This is a genomic window from Planotetraspora silvatica, from assembly GCF_016863315.1.
GTDB lineage: Bacteria > Actinomycetota > Actinomycetes > Streptosporangiales > Streptosporangiaceae > Planotetraspora > Planotetraspora silvatica.
On the sequence record NZ_BOOQ01000050.1, the window covers coordinates 1 to 17126 of the forward strand.

19 protein-coding genes and 1 pseudogene are annotated in these 17126 nt (G+C 68.0%); 7 read left to right on the forward strand and 13 right to left on the reverse strand.

The features are described from left to right. Positions 1 to 261: 261 nt before the first annotated feature. Genes Psi02_RS32785 through Psi02_RS32795 form a run of 3 tightly spaced genes read right to left on the reverse strand, consistent with a single transcriptional unit; the run spans position 262 to position 1369 of the window. The gene (locus Psi02_RS32785) at positions 262 to 684 is read right to left on the reverse strand and encodes an SHOCT-like domain-containing protein (protein WP_203979718.1); all 423 of its coding nucleotides are present in this window, start codon (positions 682 to 684) and stop codon (positions 262 to 264) included. A gap of 11 nt (positions 685 to 695) precedes the next feature. Next, positions 696 to 956: a hypothetical protein gene (locus Psi02_RS32790; RefSeq protein WP_203979719.1), complete on the reverse strand. Its 261-nt coding sequence runs from the start codon at positions 954 to 956 to the stop codon at positions 696 to 698. After that, positions 953 to 1369: a DUF2089 domain-containing protein gene (locus tag Psi02_RS32795; RefSeq protein WP_203979720.1), complete on the reverse strand. Its 417-nt coding sequence runs from the start codon at positions 1367 to 1369 to the stop codon at positions 953 to 955. Before Psi02_RS32795 ends, Psi02_RS32790 begins: the two co-directional genes overlap by 4 nt. 447 nt (positions 1370 to 1816) lie before the next feature. On the opposite strand from Psi02_RS32795, the pseudogene Psi02_RS41005 reads away from it, so the two are divergent. Together Psi02_RS41005 and Psi02_RS41010 are read left to right on the forward strand one after the other, a co-directional pair. Continuing rightward, positions 1817 to 2230, forward strand: a pseudogene (locus Psi02_RS41005) (aldo/keto reductase); the annotation flags it as partial. 8 nt (positions 2231 to 2238) lie between these two features. Further along, a complete protein-coding gene (locus tag Psi02_RS41010) occupies positions 2239 to 2472 on the forward strand; it encodes an aldo/keto reductase (protein ID WP_308442291.1) in 234 nt (77 codons plus the stop codon). Positions 2473 to 2520: 48 nt separating this feature from the next. Here the strand turns inward: Psi02_RS41010 and Psi02_RS32805 are convergent, their stop codons facing one another. From Psi02_RS32805 to Psi02_RS32820, 4 genes are all read right to left on the reverse strand, one after another. Continuing rightward, positions 2521 to 3144, reverse strand: a complete 624-nt coding sequence (locus tag Psi02_RS32805; protein ID WP_203979721.1) for a hypothetical protein — start codon at positions 3142 to 3144, stop codon at positions 2521 to 2523. A gap of 140 nt (positions 3145 to 3284) precedes the next feature. Next, positions 3285 to 3971 (reverse strand): hemerythrin domain-containing protein, encoded by a 687-nt coding sequence (locus Psi02_RS32810; protein ID WP_203979722.1) that lies wholly within the window; start codon positions 3969 to 3971, stop codon positions 3285 to 3287. Positions 3972 to 4213: 242 nt separating this feature from the next. Continuing rightward, on the reverse strand, positions 4214 to 5368 hold the full coding sequence (locus Psi02_RS32815) for a peptidoglycan-binding domain-containing protein (RefSeq protein ID WP_203979723.1): 1155 nt from the start codon (positions 5366 to 5368) through the stop codon (positions 4214 to 4216). Positions 5369 to 5644: 276 nt separating this feature from the next. Continuing rightward, positions 5645 to 6169 (reverse strand): anthrone oxygenase family protein, encoded by a 525-nt coding sequence (locus Psi02_RS32820; RefSeq protein WP_203979724.1) that lies wholly within the window; start codon positions 6167 to 6169, stop codon positions 5645 to 5647. 88 nt (positions 6170 to 6257) lie between these two features. On the opposite strand from Psi02_RS32820, the gene Psi02_RS32825 reads away from it, so the two are divergent. Continuing rightward, a complete protein-coding gene (locus tag Psi02_RS32825) occupies positions 6258 to 6923 on the forward strand; it encodes a TetR/AcrR family transcriptional regulator (RefSeq protein WP_203979725.1) in 666 nt (221 codons plus the stop codon). 118 nt (positions 6924 to 7041) lie between these two features. Here Psi02_RS32825 and Psi02_RS32830 read toward each other — a convergent pair whose 3' ends face one another. Continuing rightward, positions 7042 to 7926, reverse strand: coding sequence for a LysR family transcriptional regulator (locus Psi02_RS32830; protein ID WP_203979726.1), 885 nt, complete (start codon positions 7924 to 7926; stop codon positions 7042 to 7044). Between the two features lie 135 nt (positions 7927 to 8061). Between Psi02_RS32830 and Psi02_RS32835 the strand changes: the two genes are divergently transcribed. After that, the gene (locus Psi02_RS32835; RefSeq protein WP_203979727.1) at positions 8062 to 8523 is read left to right on the forward strand and encodes a nuclear transport factor 2 family protein; all 462 of its coding nucleotides are present in this window, start codon (positions 8062 to 8064) and stop codon (positions 8521 to 8523) included. A 36-nt stretch (positions 8524 to 8559) separates the two neighbouring features. Continuing rightward, positions 8560 to 9102, forward strand: a complete 543-nt coding sequence (locus Psi02_RS32840; RefSeq protein WP_203979728.1) for a YceI family protein — start codon at positions 8560 to 8562, stop codon at positions 9100 to 9102. A gap of 158 nt (positions 9103 to 9260) precedes the next feature. Here the strand turns inward: Psi02_RS32840 and Psi02_RS32845 are convergent, their stop codons facing one another. Further along, positions 9261 to 10505 carry a methyltransferase gene (locus Psi02_RS32845; protein ID WP_203979729.1) on the reverse strand — a complete coding sequence of 415 codons (1245 nt, stop codon included), beginning with the start codon at positions 10503 to 10505 and terminating at the stop codon, positions 9261 to 9263. 42 nt (positions 10506 to 10547) lie between these two features. Next, complete coding sequence (locus Psi02_RS32850; protein ID WP_203979730.1) at positions 10548 to 11486, reverse strand: NADP-dependent oxidoreductase; 939 nt, start codon at positions 11484 to 11486, stop codon at positions 10548 to 10550. Positions 11487 to 11773: 287 nt separating this feature from the next. Here Psi02_RS32850 and Psi02_RS32855 point away from each other — a divergent pair, with 287 nt between their 5' ends. After that, positions 11774 to 12850 carry a GlxA family transcriptional regulator gene (locus tag Psi02_RS32855; RefSeq protein WP_203979731.1) on the forward strand — a complete coding sequence of 359 codons (1077 nt, stop codon included), beginning with the start codon at positions 11774 to 11776 and terminating at the stop codon, positions 12848 to 12850. A 53-nt stretch (positions 12851 to 12903) separates the two neighbouring features. Here the strand turns inward: Psi02_RS32855 and Psi02_RS32860 are convergent, their stop codons facing one another. From Psi02_RS32860 to Psi02_RS32870, 3 genes are all read right to left on the reverse strand, one after another. Beyond that, on the reverse strand, positions 12904 to 14433 hold the full coding sequence (locus Psi02_RS32860; protein ID WP_203979732.1) for a carboxylesterase/lipase family protein: 1530 nt from the start codon (positions 14431 to 14433) through the stop codon (positions 12904 to 12906). A 173-nt stretch (positions 14434 to 14606) separates the two neighbouring features. Next, positions 14607 to 14918: a hypothetical protein gene (locus Psi02_RS32865; protein ID WP_239095365.1), complete on the reverse strand. Its 312-nt coding sequence runs from the start codon at positions 14916 to 14918 to the stop codon at positions 14607 to 14609. Positions 14919 to 15022: 104 nt separating this feature from the next. Beyond that, positions 15023 to 15961, reverse strand: a complete 939-nt coding sequence (locus Psi02_RS32870; RefSeq protein WP_203979733.1) for an NADP-dependent oxidoreductase — start codon at positions 15959 to 15961, stop codon at positions 15023 to 15025. Between the two features lie 121 nt (positions 15962 to 16082). Between Psi02_RS32870 and Psi02_RS32875 the strand changes: the two genes are divergently transcribed. Continuing rightward, positions 16083 to 17051: a GlxA family transcriptional regulator gene (locus Psi02_RS32875; RefSeq protein WP_203979734.1), complete on the forward strand. Its 969-nt coding sequence runs from the start codon at positions 16083 to 16085 to the stop codon at positions 17049 to 17051. The last annotated feature ends 75 nt before the right edge of the window (positions 17052 to 17126 follow it).

Below are 17126 nucleotides of genomic sequence, written 5' to 3' on the forward strand. Positions count from 1 at the left end.
TTGTGCCGTGTTGTTTCTGACACCGGAAACGCTACGTTGCTTTCCAAAGTCATGCAACATCGACGTTGCACAGATTCGACATTCATGCAGGTAGCTGCTGGAAAACTGTTGCAACAGCCTTCGCGGTTAACGCAACATCGAGGATCATTGCGTTGCAACGGATGCAGGTGAACGCTATGTTCGAGGCATCAGGAATGCACGGGCGCGGCCTCGGGAGGGTGTTCCAGCACCCTCCCGGGGGTCCGTCCAACTGGACGGCGCCTACTCGCAGAAGACACGCACTCGGGCATCGGGCTGGTCGACCTCCACGGTCATCTCGTCCAGGTGCTCCACGAGCGCCTCGAGCTGTTCGGGCTTGAGCTGCGTCAGGTCGAACGGCACGCCCGACTTGTTCAGTTCGGCGGTGGCCTTGCCCAGTGCCGGCGGCGGGATCAGGGCCGCCAGCCGTACGCCGGCCCGCAGGAGCTGCAGCGGCACCCGCATGTTGACCCGCGTCGGCTCGCCGTCCTCAAGGGCGTCCACCACCACCCGCAGGTACTTCGCCTTGCCCTTCGGCCGGGCGTCGGGACTCGACGCCGCCGGCGGCTGATCCCGCTCGAGCGCGGCGATGAGCTGCTCCGCCTCCTCTGCGGTGATCTTGCCCTCGGCCAGCATGTCGAGGACGTCCTTGCGCTGTTCGTTCATCGGAACCTCTCCTATCTGATGGTTACGAGCACAGCCGTACGGCTCTGCTCGACGTCGACCCGGGTGCCGGGCAACGCGGAGACGATGCGCCAACCGGTGGCGAGTGCCCGCACCACGCTGACGCCGTACACGAGACAGGCCACGGCCGCCGCCAGCACGGCCAGGACCACGATCGGCGAGAACACGAGCACGACGGGGAGTACCGGGACCCAGATCCGGATGGGACGACCGTCCGGGCGCTCGACCCGTACGGTCACCAGCTGCGGCATCATGTCCGACCGTCCAATTCGGACAATGCCTGCTGTGCGGTGATCTCGCCGCGGCGCAACCGATCGATGATGTCGGTCCGCGACGGCGCCGGATCGGTCTCGACGAAGTCGAGCATCTGCGTGATCCGGTTCAGCCGCGATTTGATCGTCGGGTAGCTCACTCCGAAGATCCGCTCCATCTCCTTGATGGAACCGTGGCAGCGCACGAACGCCGTGACGAAGACCTGGTCCTCGACGTTGAGCTGAGCCAGTTGCGGCAGCTCGAACTCGCCCTCGATCGCGACGCCGCCATCTGCCAGGCGCACCCGCTCGACGACGAACGGCCGGCCCCGGGTCAGGTTCGTGAGTTCCTGCCAGTCCATCGCCTGATCTGTCATATATAAAGTTCTACCGCGCGGCGGAGCATCAACTTTCAAGATGTTGATCTTAATTTTCTTAAACCAGCGCTTCCCTGGGCTCCTCGCTGGTCCGCCCGCCCCGCCCTGCCACCCGCCCCGCCCTGCCACCCGTCACGGCCCGCCGCCGAACCGGTCGACCGAGTGCGGCTCGACCCGCGGCATCCCATGCGGAGTTGGGAGGGGTCGTTACCCCGCGATGACACGGTGCCTGGCCGGGGTCGATAGCCTCGAAAGTGAGTCCGTAGGCATGCCCATCCCATCCATGCCGGGCACGTCGAGGGGCTGGTGAACGCGTTCGGTCCGGTCGCCTCGCTGTATCGGGCCGGTCCGCACACGGCATCCGGGAGTTCTGCGACCTCAAGACCGTGTGGGTGGGCTGATCGGTTGCCGGCACCATCCGGCACACCCCGCCAGGCGGGCAAGCTGAGAAGGGATCCCGTGATGACCGCCGACGCCTACGGCCCGATGGTCGCCGAGCCGCTGCTACGCCGCGCTCTCGCCCCGTACGACGAGAACATCGTCATCGCCACCAAGGCGGGGTTCACCCGGCAGGGCCCCGACAAGTGGACGCCTGTCGGCAGGCCGGCCTACTTGCGCCAGGAGTGCGAGATGAGCCTGCGCATCCTCGGAGTCGACCGGATCGCGCTGCTCCAGCTGCACCGCGTGGACCCCGACGTGCCCCTGGAAGACCAGGTCGGCGAGCTGAAAGCGCTGAAGGACGAAGGAAAGGTCGCGCACATCGGTCTGTCGGAGGTGACCGTCGACCAGATCGAGGAGGCCCGCGCCAGCGCCCCGATCGCCTCGGTGCAGAACCGGTACAACCTGGCTGACCGGGCGGCCGAGGACGTGCTCGACTACTGCGAAAGCCACCAGATCGCCTTCATCCCGTGGTTTCCGCTGGCCACCGGCGGCCTGGCGAAATCGGGCGGGCCCCTCGAGGCCATCGCGTCCCGGCTGTCGCCACGCCGTCGCAGCTCGCTCTCGCGTGGCTGCTCCGCCGCTCACCGGTTCTGCTGCCCATCCCGGGCACCTCGTCGGTGGAGCATCTCGAGCAGAACGTGGCCGCCGCGGGCGTCCAGCTGACCGATGACGACGTCGCCGAGCTGACCGCGGCCGTCTGATCCCAGTCGCGGTCGCGGTGACTGTGCTGGTGGGCATGGGGGCGGGGGTCATGAATCGGGTTGCGCCGAGCTCTCGTCGTCTTCAATCGCCACACGCGGCTCCTCGCCGAGAATCTCTCTGATGTTGTCGGCGAGCTCTTCGAAGATCTCCGTACTTCCGACCGCCTTCAACGGAAGCCCAGCGGCCTTGGCCCTTCGCTCTGCTTCCGCCCCCGCTTGGGGGTCGTCCAAGGACGAGGCGGGGAACCGGACCTTGAGTAGCGAGGCGAACCGTACGGGAAGAACCGGCAGGATGGCCTGGATCCTCTGGACAGCGACTCTCTGCTGGGGCATGTGCGCCAGTGCCGAGTATTCGCTCCAGGCGTCCCCTGCCCGCTGAAGCTGCTCGATCAAGAAGTCTCGGCGGTCACGTTCACGCTGCTGGTCGAGCTGTCTCGCAAGGAGCGCGCCGGCGGCGTTGCGCTCATCGGTGAGGCGCCGGTCCGCGTCCGCGCGGTCTTCCTGCCGCTGCCGCTCGCCCTCTGTGCGGTCGCGATTCGCGGTTCTGATCGTGACGATGAGCGCGGCGACGGCGACGAAGGCCGCGACCAGGGAGCCCCAGCCTTGGAGTTGCTCGCTGACACCAGACCAGTCGATGCTCGATGTGCCGGTGAGCATGGGGATGAGGGTCATTCAGGTGTCTCCTCGAGCGCGGCCCAGTAGGAGGCCCAGGCCGGCTGTGTGGGTTGCAGCGGCCGCGGCAGGCCCGTCAGGTTAGTCTCACGTCTCCCGTCTCTGGGGGGAAGCTCGACCGGCTCTAGAAGCGCCGACGGTCAGGCGGCGCTGCGGGGCGGGGTGGCGGTGCCGTACAGGCGCTTGGCGTAGGAGGCGTAGACCCGGGGGCCGACGAACGGCATCGTCAGACGTGCCATGAACGGCGCGAAGCGGAGGACCTCCTTGATGACCTCGGGGTCGCCCTCGTACATCGCCATGCCGAAAGCCAGCGGCAGCTTCTTCTTCGGCACGTCGTTCATCGCCTGGGTGCCGAGTTCCTGCCATTCCGCGGCGGTGATGTACTTCTCTGCCAGCGGCAGGATGTGCCGCTCCTCCAGCGCGGTGTGCTCCACGAGCACCGAGTTGAGCCGTTCGAGGGCGTCGGCGAGCGCGTCACGGTGGGCGACGTCCGCGTCCGCGCGCCACGGGCCGAGTTCCTTCCGGATCTCCTGGTACGCCGCGTCGATGGTCTCGTGGTGCCCCTCCATGAGGTGCACGACGGTGGCGACCTCGTCGGATCCACGATCCAGGAGTTTCGGCCACAGCAGCGCGTCCTCGGCCGCGTGATGGCCGTGGAGGACGCCGGCGATGAGCGCGATGTGGTCGGCGACCAGTTCGGCCCGGCTCACGTCACCTCCGTCGACCGCGCGGACCACGCCGGCAGCTAGACCGAACTCCCTGCGCATCAGAATGTGCGCCATGTACATGTCCCGGATGTCGGCCATGGGCCCTTGCTCGATCGCCATCTTCGTTCCCCGATGATCGCCGGAGCCGTACAGGTCACTGCGATGTACGGCGCCTTTGCTGAACAAACAAGGGTGAAGAATGACAGGGTGACAATATCGGCGTCAAATGAGAGTCCATGCTGGTCAGGCGCATTGTTTCGATTATGTGAAATCTTTTCGGCGGATGTGATGTCGGCCACTCCGTGTCGAATTCTCGATGTCGACGCCGTGAATGTTCTCTGTATGCAAGGCGAAATCACCGGTCAATCGGGTGCGGCAGGATCATTTGAGCGGCCTTCGGGTGCGTACCAGGGTTTGGCGCCATCGGATACGAATCGCAGGCCCACCCCGGCTTCCAGAGTGATGTCCCCGGCGCCCAGGTCGGCAGCCCAGGTATGGGGCTCAACCACTCCGCGCTCCGACAGGCCATGCCAGCGCTGGAAGGCCTGGACCGCCACCCTCGTGGACGGGCCGAACACCCCATCGATCCGCCCCGGAGTCGTGATCCATCGCCCGGCGGCGTACTCGGTGAGTGCCGCCTGCAGGCGCACGACGATCTCGCCCCCTGTGCCTTCCGACAACACCGGCATGGCCCCGCCCGTAGGCAGTTCGGCCCACGTGTCCGGCCCGCAGACGCCATCGGGCGCGAGACCGTGGGCGCCCTGGAACGCACGCAACGCCTGTTCGGTGTCGCGGCCGAACAGGCCGTCAATGTGCTGGGGCACGTGACCCGCGCGACGCAGGGCCCGCTGCAGATGGCGGACCGCCGGCCCTTGGTCACCGAATCGCAATACGGGTTGCGCCGCGGCCGGGGAAGCCACCCTCGGCGCGGACTGGCCGAGTTTCCCTTGCTGGAGCAGATGAAGCATGCGCAGGTTGAGTACGTACACCTCGGTGCTCAGACGATCCAGTCGGTGGCCCAGTGGCGGCACTTCGAGATCGTCTACCGGTACGGTTCCCACGTCACCTACGAACTGATCGAGTCCCCGTCCGACGGCCGCGTAGTGGTCGTACAGCTCTTCCAGTTGCTCACGTAAGTCACCGCCGAAGTACGCCTCGATCAATGCCATTCCGCGATTGAGGTTGTCGTTCCAGTCGAGCAGCACCTCTCGGTAGCCGTCGAGAGCGGCGGCTAGACCATCGTGGTCGCTCCCTTTGACACGACGCCTGGCCGCCCAATGGACCAGTCGCATGCGGTAGAGCCGCTTGTCGAGCAGGGTGCTGATCTCTTCGAAGATCTTGATGGCCTGCTGGCGTTCCTGTTCTTGAAGCTCGACCACCCGCTGATGCTCGCGCTCCTCGCGCTCGACCTCATGCTGATGCGCCCACGTCCTTCTCTGGAAAAGGTAGGTCAGCACGCCACCGGCCACGCTGGTGAGGAAGAATCCCAGCCCGAGCAGAATGCGCTGGTCCGCCATTCATCTCCCCCGGGGCTCGCGCCGCTCCCAAGAATGCTCCGTGATCGAGTCGCGATCAACAGGACGGGCTCCGCCCCCCCAGGCCCTTCACAGTGGCTCCGTTCGCCGCCCGCACGCCGACCCCGTCCGCGAGCGCCCTGATCGACAAGCTCGTGGCCGAGGCCGGCCAGGTGAACCGCCGGTTCAGGCCCGGTTCGTGAGGACGGGACCGCGTGATCGCGCACCCGTGCGCGGTGTCGGTCACGGTGCGGCCCGGTGGGTCATGCGGTGACCGTGTCAACCGGAGATCTGGACAGGCTGTGCGACCGGCTGTGCGCCGGCGGTCTCGCCGCCTCCCCTATCGGCCACCTGGGCGACCAGGAGAGCGAAAAAGGCCAGCGTCGCCATCGCCGTCCGGGCCGTGTGCAGCGTCCACCAGCGCAGGCGGACATCCGACCAGTCGGCCGGCAACTCGTCGACGTTCCAGGAGTTCGCAAGCTGATTGAGGGGATCCAATTTGGTCAAGGTGAGCACGATCGTGGCCACCAGTAGCAGCGAGGCGGCGATGGTGAGCCAGAAGACGAGCCAGCCACGCTGGTAGGACACGACAGCCGTCGTCACGAGCAGCGCGAGGCAGGTGAGCAGTAACACCGGCATCGCACGGCCGTAATCCACATTGAGCGCCTGCCAGTACCGCACGTACGCGGGTCCGGGCAACGAGCGCAGCGATGGAGCCAGCACGGTGAAGACGAGGCCTCCGGCGAAGAGGCCGAGCAGTAACGTCGCCCCCGTTCGAGCGACCTCCAACAACACGAGACGCATGCTCCACCCCCGGCGAACCAAGTGATTGACTAGATGCACAAAATTTCATTTGAATCGATTAAAGTCAATATGACGGCGGTGATCATCCATGGAGCAGAAGCCCAAGCGGCGATATGTCAGTGAGTTACGACGGGAGAACGCGGAGGCGACCCGGCTGCGGATCGCCGAGGCGGCCCGGGCGCTCATGCTGGAACACGGCTATGCCGCCACGACGATGGCCGACGTCGCGCGGGCCGCGGGCGTCGTCGTGCAGACCCTGTATACGTCCTGCCCCGGCGGCAAGCCGAGCTTGGCGAAGCTCGTCTGGGACGTGACCTTGGCCGGTGACGCGCAGGCCATCCCGCAGAGCGCACGGCCACAGGTACAGACGATCATCGCCGAGCCCGACCCCATGCGGAAGCTGGCCGCCTTCGCGGAGATGGCGTTGGCGATTCATCAACGTGTCGGTCCGGTGCATCGCGTGCTGCGCGCCGCCGCAGCGACCGATGCCGGCTTGGCCCGCCTGTTGTCCGACACGGAACAGCAGCGATTGACAGGCAGCCGCGGACCTGCCGAACACCTTGCGGCCGTGGACGCACTGCGCACCGGACTGAGCGTCGAGCGAGCCGCCGATCAGATCTACGCCCTGACCTCGATCGAGTTGTTCGAGCGTCTGATCGAGGTCTGCGGCTGGACCGTGCGCGACTGCCAGGACTGGCTGGCCCGGACTCTGAGCGAGACCCTGCTCGGACCGACCGGCCATGGACGCCGCTGAGCATGAGGAAACGAGCGCTGCAGCCGGTGATCCCCCTCCGCGGCCGCGGCCACCGCATCTCGCCCGCGCGAACCGCGTCGATCCCTGATCGGATGGCGAGCGCCACCCGTCGTCACCGTTATATCGAGATGGGGCCGAGGTCGGCTGCGGTTTCGGCCAGCGCGCGAATGGCGGGGTTGTCGGCGGTGGAGCGCCACGTCAGGGCCCATTGGACGGTAGGGGCGTCATGGATGGGCAGAAAGACGATGCCGGGGGGCTTGTTGTAGCGGGCGGCGATCTCGCCGAGCGGGTGGACGCAGTGTCCCGCGGCGACCAGGGAGAGGATTTCGTGGAAGGTCCGTGCGGTGGGCCCGCGTGGGATCCGGCGGCCGAGTGGTGTGCGTGTGGGGACCATGGACGCGACCCAGTACTCGGGGGCTTGGGGGCCGAGGTCGACGACGTGGTTGTCGGCGAGGTCTTCCAGGGACGCGGTGCCGCGATCGGCGAGCGGGTGGTCTGCCGACACGGCCAGTACGCGGCCTCCGGTGAGCACAATGGGGCCGACCGTGAGGTCGGGTTCGGCAACGGGCAGCCACAGCACGTTCACGTCATGGTCTCCGGTGCGCAGGGCGGTGAACGGGTCGCTGCCGCTGATTTCGCCGAACTGGACGTCGCTGCCGGGGTAGCGGGTGCGGAACGCGTCGAGGAGAGGGCGTAGTTCGTGTCCGGCATGGCCGAAGACGCCCAGCCGTAGGGTCTGGCCCGTGCCGGCTGCTTGGGCGCGGGCGAGTCCTGCCTGGAGGAGGTCGAGGGCCTGCTGGAGGTCTTCGCGGAGGCGTCGGCCGACAGGGGTCAGGGTTACGCGTCGGCTGGTGCGATCGAACAGGGCCACGCCCAGGAGTCGTTCCTGTTTGCTGATGGCTTGGCTGACGCGGGCCTGGGACACGCGAAGCCGTTCGGCGGTGCGGCCGAAGTGCAGTTCCTCGGCCAATGTCAGGAAGATCTCGATGTCGCGTATCTCCACAAATAACCCCTGCATTATAGATCGCCCCACGAAGCTTACATTGTTCCGCCCCTGACCTGCCTGGATGCTGGACACGTCACCCTTCGAACAGGCGGCACACGCCTGATCGGCACATCGATAAGGCGGGGGAAATCAATGCGGGACATGCAGGCCATCGCCGATCGCTTCGAGATCGAGGCACTGCGCGGAGAGCTCACCGACGCGGCGATGATGCGCGATTACGACCGGGTCGTATCGCTGTTCACGCCCGAGGGCGCAATCCGGTGGCCGCACATCGACAAGGAGTTCGTCGGCCGCGAGGAGATCCGCGCGGGGATCGAGTGGGGGCAGGGGCTGTGGGAGTTCTTCGTGCAGCATGTCCACCCCGGCATCATCCAGTTGGACGGCGACATCGCGGCCGGCCGTGCATACATCCAGGAGTTCGGGCGGATGCGTGACGGCAGCTCGCACTTGAACTACGCGGTGTACCACGACCGCTACCAGCGCACCCCCGGCGGCTGGAAGTTCAGCGAACGCGTCTACGAGGTCAGATACCTCGACGCCACCCCGCTGGCGGGCTCGCCGCCCCACACGGCGCCAGAGCCCCATCGGAGCTGAACGATTCCTCCCGCCCTTTCCCTAGGAGCGACCTGCATGACAACCACGCCCATGCGCGGCGAGCTGACCGGCGACTACGTCCTCGACATCGCCCGCACCCGGATCGGCTTCGCCGCCCGGCACACGATCGGCCCCAAGGTGCACGGACATTTCGAGGAGTTCGAGGGCAGCGCGCACCTGGACGGCGACGACCCGTCCCAATCGAGCGTCAAGCTCACGATCCGGGCCGGCAGCTTCCAAACCCACAACCGGCAACGCGACAACCTGCTGCGCGGCAGGTTCCTGAAGACCGCCGACCACCCGACCATCACCTTCACCTCGACCGGGGCACAGCAGGTCGACGAGACCACCTTCAAGCTCACCGGTGACCTGACCATCCGCGGCGTGACCAAGCCGATCACCGTGGCCTTTGAGCAGACCGGTGCCGAGCACGACCCGCGCGGCGACGTCCGGATTCGATTCAAGGGCGGCGCCACGATCAACCGCAAGGACTGGGGCGTGAACTGGACCGCCGCCGCGGGCCTGGTCGGCAAGAAGGTGGCGCTGGAGATCGACGTCGCCGCGATCCGGCAGACCTGACAAGGCCGACCCCCCTCGACGCAAGTGGCCGACGCTGTACGGCTCGTCCGGGAGCACACCGACCGGCTGGATGTGCTGATCAACAACGCCGACGGGCCGACCGGGACCTTCATCGATCGTCTTGGCCCCGTCGCGTGGTGACCCGGCACGGCCGCATGTCAGACCGCTTCCAGCTCGATCATCTTGAAGCTGAGACTCGTCGGGCTGACCGAGACTCGGCGCCATCCCGAGGCGGCGAACAACGCATCGAATTCGGACAGTTCACGCTCTTGTCCCGGCGACATGGCCAGCATGTGCATGTCGGCGAGCGGTTCGACACCCGGGGCTCCGATCTCACCGATCACGTTCTCCACGACCACGGCACGGGCCCCCGGGCGGGCGGAGGCACGGCAGTTGCGCAGGATCCGCACGCACTGCTCGTCCGACCAGTCGTGCAACACCGCCTTCAGCAGGTACAGGTCGGCTGCCGGAACGGTCTGGAAGAAGTCACCGGCGACGGCCTCGAAACGGTCCGCCACACCATCCTTCTCGGCCTCTTGCCGGGCCGAGGCCGCATTGACCGGCAGGTCGAGGTTCAGGCCGCGCAGCGCCGGGTTCTTCTGAAGGAGGGCGCGTACGAGTGCTCCGGTGGCGCCGCCGACGTCCACCGCGACCGAGACGTTCGTGGTGTCGACCGTCGCGGCCACCAGCCGGTTCAGCTGGTCGGTGACGCCCGCCAGCGCGGTCGAGAACAGCGCGGCCTCCTCGGGCCGTCCGGCCAGGTAGGAGAAGAAATCGGAGCCCAGCACCGCCTCGATCTGAGTACCGCCCTTGCGGACGGCCTCAGGCAACCGCTCCCAGGGCCGCCAGTGGGACGGGCCGGCCCAGACCAAGGCCAGTTCCCGCAGCGTGTTCGGCACTCCCGACCGGAGCAGCTCGCTCATCGGCGTCCCGGAGAACCGGCGATCGCCCTCGTAGGCCACCAGGCCGAGCGACGCACACGCTCGCAGGAGCCGGTATGTGGTCCGCGGGTCGCTGGACTCGCGCTCTGCGATCTCTTCCGGGGTCAGTGACTCCGTGGCGAGATGATCAGGTAGGGAAAGGTCGACCGCCGTGCGGACGATCTGGGTCACCCAGAAGCCACTGATCATCTGCATGAGAGTGCCGACGACGGCCGGGGTGTCGGTTTCGCTCGCCGAAGAGCTCACGGTCTCGGGCATAGGTTGATCACGCACCTTCGTTGTGGGGATTCGCGCGCACCGCGCACGTATGAATCCGGCGATGCTCCGCCGGATCAGCTTCTTCGCCTCGTCTTCGGTGACGGTCGCGCCGAGCGCGCCGAACTCGTGGAGATCACCGAAGACCTCGATGCGGATCGACTGGTCAATTCCGCCGATCGAGACCGGCGTGTATCCGCCGGGCACATCGGACGACCGCGGCAGCCTTACCGGCGATTCGCACACTGATCACGAGTGCTGCGCTTCTTGTTCGTCCGCGACCTGAATGATCGTCTTACCGGGCGTGCGGCGATGGCGGGCGAACGCGGAGGCCGTCTCGGAAAGCGGTCGAACGGCGCCGACGATGGGGTTGAGCCGTCCGGCCCGGACGCGCTGGGCGAGGTCGGTCAGCCGGGCGCGGTCGGGTTCGACGACGAAGAAGACGGCTCGCCCGTCCTTGGGCTGCGTGGCAGGCGGCATGGCGATGGTGACGAGGGTGCCGCCCGGGCGCACCAGTTCGGTCGATCGCTCGAGGATGTCGCCGCCGATGACGTCGAACACCACGTCCACCTCGCCGACGTACTGCAAGCCGTCGGCGTCCAGGTCGAGGAAGGTCTGCGCGCCGAGGCCGAGCGCGACATCACGGTCGTCGGCTCGTCCGGTGCCGATCACGCGGGCGCCCACCTCTCGCGCGAGTTGGACGGCGATCGAGCCGACGCCGCCCGCGGCGCCGTGAATGAGGACGGTCTGGCCGGTCGTGAGGCGGGCGTGGTCGAACAGTCCCTGCCATGCGGTCAGTCCGGAAATGGGCAGCGCGGCGGCCACGGTGTGGTCGATGTCGGCCGCGAGGGGGGCGAGGTTGCGAGCCTCCACCGCGGTGTATTCGGCCAGGGATCCGTTGCGGGTCCAGTCGGTCAGTCCGAACACCCGCTGGCCAACGGTGAGGCCGGTGGTTCCGTAGCCGAGCTCGACCACGGCTCCGGACAGCTCGTGTCCAGGGATGCTGGGTGTCCGGTCGCGGCCGGCACGATCGGACCACGTTCCCGGCCAGTCGAGCTCTCCGGGGGTGAAACCCGCGGCGTGTACGCGCACGATGACGTCGTTTTCCGCCGCGTGGGGGTAAGGCATGTCGGTCAGGGTGAGGCCGCCGACACCCGCGCCACGGTCTCGCACGGTGATCGCTCGCATGCTCGACTCCTTTCAAGAACGTTCGTCGGTATGAGGCGGTTGCGGGGGCTCAGCACGGGTCCGCCCGTCAGGAACTCCAACCCCGCGATGACCTCTGGCATGACCTCTGACCTTCCGGGAGGTATGTCGGGCTGTGGACCGTCTGTCCGACTTCCATACTCCCCACCGATCGGCGTACGGCGCTGCCTTCGTCTGGCCAGGAATCACCTATATCCGGACAGGGCGAAATCGCGCGCACGGCCCGCCCACGAGGCTCCCCCGTGATCTCCGGTAACGGTGTGCTACCAATGAACGGTGTCCATGCCTCCTGCGCCGCCGACCAGACGGCGGTCGACGCCGCCGGGGCCGGCCGGTCACCGGGCGGATCCGGCTCCGGAGGGACCGGCGTGGTGAACGCCGCCCCCCATGGCGTCGCGATCCTCGTCTACGACGGAGTGACGTTGCTGGACGTCGCCGGTCCCGCGGAGGTGTTCAAGGAGGCGAACCGGTTCGGTGCCGACTACCGGATCGTGCTGCTGTCACCGACCGGCGCGGACATCACGTCGAATCTCGGGGTCCGGATCGCGGTCGACGGCGCCGTCTCCTCGCAGCCGGCTTTCGACACGTTACTGGTGGCCGGATCCGACCTCTATCCCCGAGCCCGTGTCCCCGGCGACCTGGCGGAGGCCGCGCGGATACCGGCGGCTGTGGCCGGCCGGGTCGCGTCGATCTGCACCGGGGCGTTCGTCCTCGCCGCCGCCGGCCTCCTCGACGGCAAGCGCGCGACCACGCACTGGAAGGTCACGCACGAGCTCGCCGCCCGGTGTCCGACATGCCGCGTCGAGCCCGACGCGATCTACGTTCGCGATGGCACCACGTACACGTCGGCGGGGGTGACGGCCGGCATCGATCTGGCGCTCGCTCTCGCCGAAGAGGACCACGGGCCCGACCTGGCGCGCGACGTCGCCCGCGCCTTGGTGGTTTACATGCAGCGTGCGGGCGGCCAGTCCCAGTTCTCGGCACCGCTGCAAGGACCGCCGCCCCGCTCGCCGGCTCTCCGCAAAATCACCGACTTGGTGACGGCGAACCCCCGCGGGGATCACTCGCTCGGCGAACTCGCGAAACACCTCAACGTGAGCACCCGGCACATCACCCGGCTTTTCCACGACGAGCTGTCCACGACGCCGGCCCGCTACGTGGAAAACATCCGCTTCGACATGGCCAGGGCGCTGCTCGACCAAGGACACACCGCGACGCAGGCCGCGACCCTCGCCGGGTTCCCCAGTTACGAAAGCCTGCGACGGGTTTTCGCCAGAAAGCTGTCGATCAGCCCCGCCGCCTACCAACGCCGGTTCAGCACGGCCCGCCGCGCCAACGCGGGTTAGCCGCCGACCCTTCAGTGGAGACGCTTGACGAGCCGTAGGTGGCCGATGAATCTTTACCGCGCGAGCAGCGGGAGCGCCGGGAAGGTGTGGTCCTCCCACAGCAGCCGCGAAGCCTCTTCCGGGTAGGCGGTGACCATCGACGGCGTGTCGAAGAGCTGTGCGAGGCGGTGGTCGGAGTCGTACGGAGGCCAGCCCGGGTCGCCGTGAGCGGCGAACGCCGTCCACGCCCTGCGGACCTGCGCGGACAGCTCCTCCGCCTCCGGGGAGGGCGGGTCGCCGATCAGCATGGCGGTCTGTCCGCTGCTCAGGTTGCCGAAGACGAGCGGCACGTCCAGGCCGTGGCAGGCGCCGAGGGCGCCGTCCAATCCCGGGGCGGACCAGGTCAGTTCGTAGAGGTGGGCCTGGCCGCCGCCGGCGATCTGCGCGTCGGCGAGGTGGAGGCTCGGCATGCGGAACAACCAGTCCGCGTTGACCAGCTCGTACAGCTCCTCATCGGCCGCGGCCGGGAATGCCTCCCGATACCGGCGTGCACCGTCCGGGCCCGGGGCGAGCACGTGCAGAGCGGTCTCGGTCTGCTCGGGCGTGACCTGGCCGAGCACGCCGTCGATCAGGCTGAACAACCGGTGCTCGTCGCGAGTGTGCCCGACGAGAAGTCCGACGTCCCGGGCTGCGCCCTCAGCCAGCGCCTGCCAAGGGGTCGTCGGCAGGACGTCACCATCGACGACCGGCGCGAACGGGATCGGCCGGTGTGCGATCTGCCCCCAGCGCTCCCGCCACTGGACCATCTTGGCGAAGATCGCGTCGCCGGCGGTGGGCAGCCGGGCCGGGGCCACCGCCGACAGGCCGGACACCGTGGGCCGTACCCCCAGCTCGGCGGCGCAGGCGGCGGCGATGTCGGCGGCCAGCTCGGAGGAGAAGAACGTCCCCGGCACGCTCTGCGCGACCGCCCGGCGGAAGAGCCCGGCGGCGCGCGGCATGGCGAGCAGCGCGGCGACCGATCCGCCGCCCGCCGACTGCCCGAAGACCGTGACCCGGTCCGGATCGCCGCCGAACATCCGGATGTTGTCCCGCACCCACTGCAAGGCCGCGACCTGGTCGAGCAGTCCCCTGTTGGCCGGGGCTCCGCCGATCTGCGCGAAACCCTCAATACCGAGACGGTAGTTGAGGGTCACGACCACGGCTCCGCTTCCGGCCAGGTGCCCGGCGTCGTATTCCGGGAGGCTGGAGTCGCCCATGGCGTAACCGCCGCCGGGGATCCACACCATCACCGGGAGCGCTGCCGGTGGATCCGGTTCCGGTGTCCAGACGTTGATCGTCAACCAGTCGTCGCCGGCGGTGTCCTGCGACATCCCGAGCACGCTGGACTGCGGGGGCGGCGGGCCGTACGCGACCGCCGGGCGCACACCGTCCCAGCTGCGCACCGGCTGCGGCGCGGCGAAACGGAGGGCGCCGACCGGCGGCTCGGCGAACGGGATGCCGCGGAAGACCGCCAGCCCCGCCTCCCGGCCGCCGCGGAGGACGCCGGCCGCCGTGCGGACTTCCGGCTCGGACTCGGACGGCTTGCTGGATCCGGTGACGGCCACGTTGCGGGTTCCTCTCCGTTCCTGCTTCGAGCATCCCAATCCGCGCCATCAGCGGGCAAACCATTTAGGGGGCAGCCCACATGAGCCTGTAACCCGCGCTGAGTTGATCTTGAATGCTTTCCGCAGACGATCCCCGACCCCTGCTGGACATCGGCGCCAGCCGTCCCTTCTTGTCAGGCGGCGGCAGACGGATACCGCGATGCCGCAAGGTCTTCGGCCAGGTCCTCCAACTTGAGGTCGGCGTTCAGCGCGGTGACCACTTCCTGCGTCAGCGGACGAAGGGCATAGACGTGCCGCACCGCATCGAGATCCACGGGGACGTCGTAGTAGTCCTCAGCGAACCGCTGGAACACCTCCGGCGACGGATCGACGAGCAGTGCGAACAGGTGCGTCGATCCATCGGGGTCGCTCTCGCCGTCCGGGTACTCGATCTCGCCTACCCGCCAACGATCCTCGCCGGCCTCACGCCACAAACAGGCGGTCACGACCGGGAATCGCAGGCAGCAGACGGGCCACATCATGAGCAGTCATGACGCCATCCAATCGGACGCCGACGACATCCTCACGATGCTCATCCACACCATCACTGTCAGTCGGCGACTGTGAGGACGATCTTCCCGCTTGTACGGCCGGCCTCACCGATCTCGTGGGCCTTGGCGGCCTGATCCAGCGGGAGGACCGTGTGAATCTCGGGTGTCAGCCGACCGGAGTCCACGAGCGCGGCGATCTCCCGCATCCCTGACTGGTCAGCCTCGACGATCATGAAGGCTGAGCGGAATCCGAGGGCGCGCGCCTGAGCCGACAGTCGTGCCTCGGCCGGAGACGCGAGCGAGACGACGATGCCTCCCTCGCGCAGGGTACGCAGCGAACGCGGGCCGTACTCGCCGCCGATGGTGTCGACCACGATGTCGATGTCGCCGACCGCCGAGGCGAAGTCGGTGCGGGTGTAGTCGATGACCTCGTCGGCGCCGAGGCGCCGTACGAAGTCGTGCTTGGAGCCACTGGCGGTGCCGATGACATGAGCGCCGAGCGCCTTGGCGATCTGTACCGTGACATGGCCGACTCCGCCCGCCGCGGCATGGACCAGCACTCGGTGGCCGGGGCGCACGTGGGCGGTATCGACCAGCGCCTGCCATCCGGTGAGCGCGACCAACGGCAGCGCGGCGGCCTGAACGTGGGACAGTGAGGCCGGCTTGCGGACCAGATGCCGCGACGGGGAGACCACGTATTCGGCATAGGTGCCGGCGGGCCGTGGCTGCAACGGCATGCCGAACACCTCCTCGCCGGGCTCGAACAACGTCACGCCCAGCCCTACCTGCTCGACCACGCCGGAGACATCCCACCCCAGCCGAATCGGCCCGGCATCCCCCGCCAGCCCACCGGTGGCCCTGTGCCAGAAGTCGGTCGGGTTGACCGACGTCGCATGAACCCGGACGAGCACCTCGCCGGGGCCCGGCTCCGGACGTTCCACCTCGACGATCTTCAACACTTCCGGACCGCCGAACGAGTCCTGACCGATCGCGCGCATGCTCATGTTCCTCTGCTCTCGAGGGCCTCCCCCTCGTGGGCTGCCCGCGTACGGCCAGGCTGCCAGCGCCGAGGCATCCCCGACGATTGGCCAGACTGCCAATATTTGCAAGAATCTGGCCATGCATCGCGTCGTCGTCCTGGCGCTCGACGGGGTCTACCCCTTCGAGCTGAGCATTCCCGTACGGATCTTCGGCACCGCTGCCGGCCCCGATCAGGCGCCGCTGTACGAAGTGCTCACCTGCAGCGTCGACGGCGGGCCGGTCAGGACCGGTGCCGACTTCAGCGTCATGGTGGAGAACGACAGCGAGATCATCGCGACGGCGGACACGCTGGTGGTCCCCCCGTTCTCCTGTGGCCCGCAGGAGGACGGAGTCTGGCTTCCCGATGAGGTCGCCGGGATATTCGACCGTCTCCGGCCCGGCGCTCGCATCGTGTCGATCTGCACCGCCTCCTACGTCCTGGCGGCCGCCGGCCTGCTCGACGGGCGACCGGCGACGACGCACTGGAACGAAGCGGAGCGTTTCCAGCGGATGTTCCCCAACGTCAAGGTCAACCCTGACGTGCTGTTCGTGGATGACGGTGAGGTGCTCACCGCGGCCGGCGTCGCGTCCGGAGTCGACCTGTGCCTGTATCTGGTGCGTCGCGACCACGGCAGCGAGGTGGCCAACCGTGTCGCCCGGCTCTGCGTCGTCCCGCCCTGGCGGGACGGCGGCCAAGCGCAGTTCATCGAGCGTCCGGTGCCCGAGCCCTCAGCGGCCACCACCTCCGAGACCCGCGCCTGGGCGCTGGAGCGACTCCATCGGCCCATCGCGCTGACCGAGATGGCCGGGCGCGCGAGGATGAGTGTCCGCACCTTCACCCGGCGCTTCCGCGACGAGGTCGGGACGACTCCCGGCAAATGGCTGATCCAGCAGCGCGTCGAGCGCGCACGTCACCTGCTCGAAACCACGGACCTCCCCGTGGACCGCGTCGCCGAGGAGGCCGGCTTCGGGACCGGCGCGTCCATGCGCAAGCACCTGACCACCATGATCGGCGTGTCCCCCACGGCTTATCGGCACACGTTCCGCGCCGACGCCTCCCTCCGCTGACCGAACACGCACTCGGCGGTGCCGGAGCCCTGAGACCGCTGCTTCCCGCGTACGCCGGACCTTCTTGATCACGCA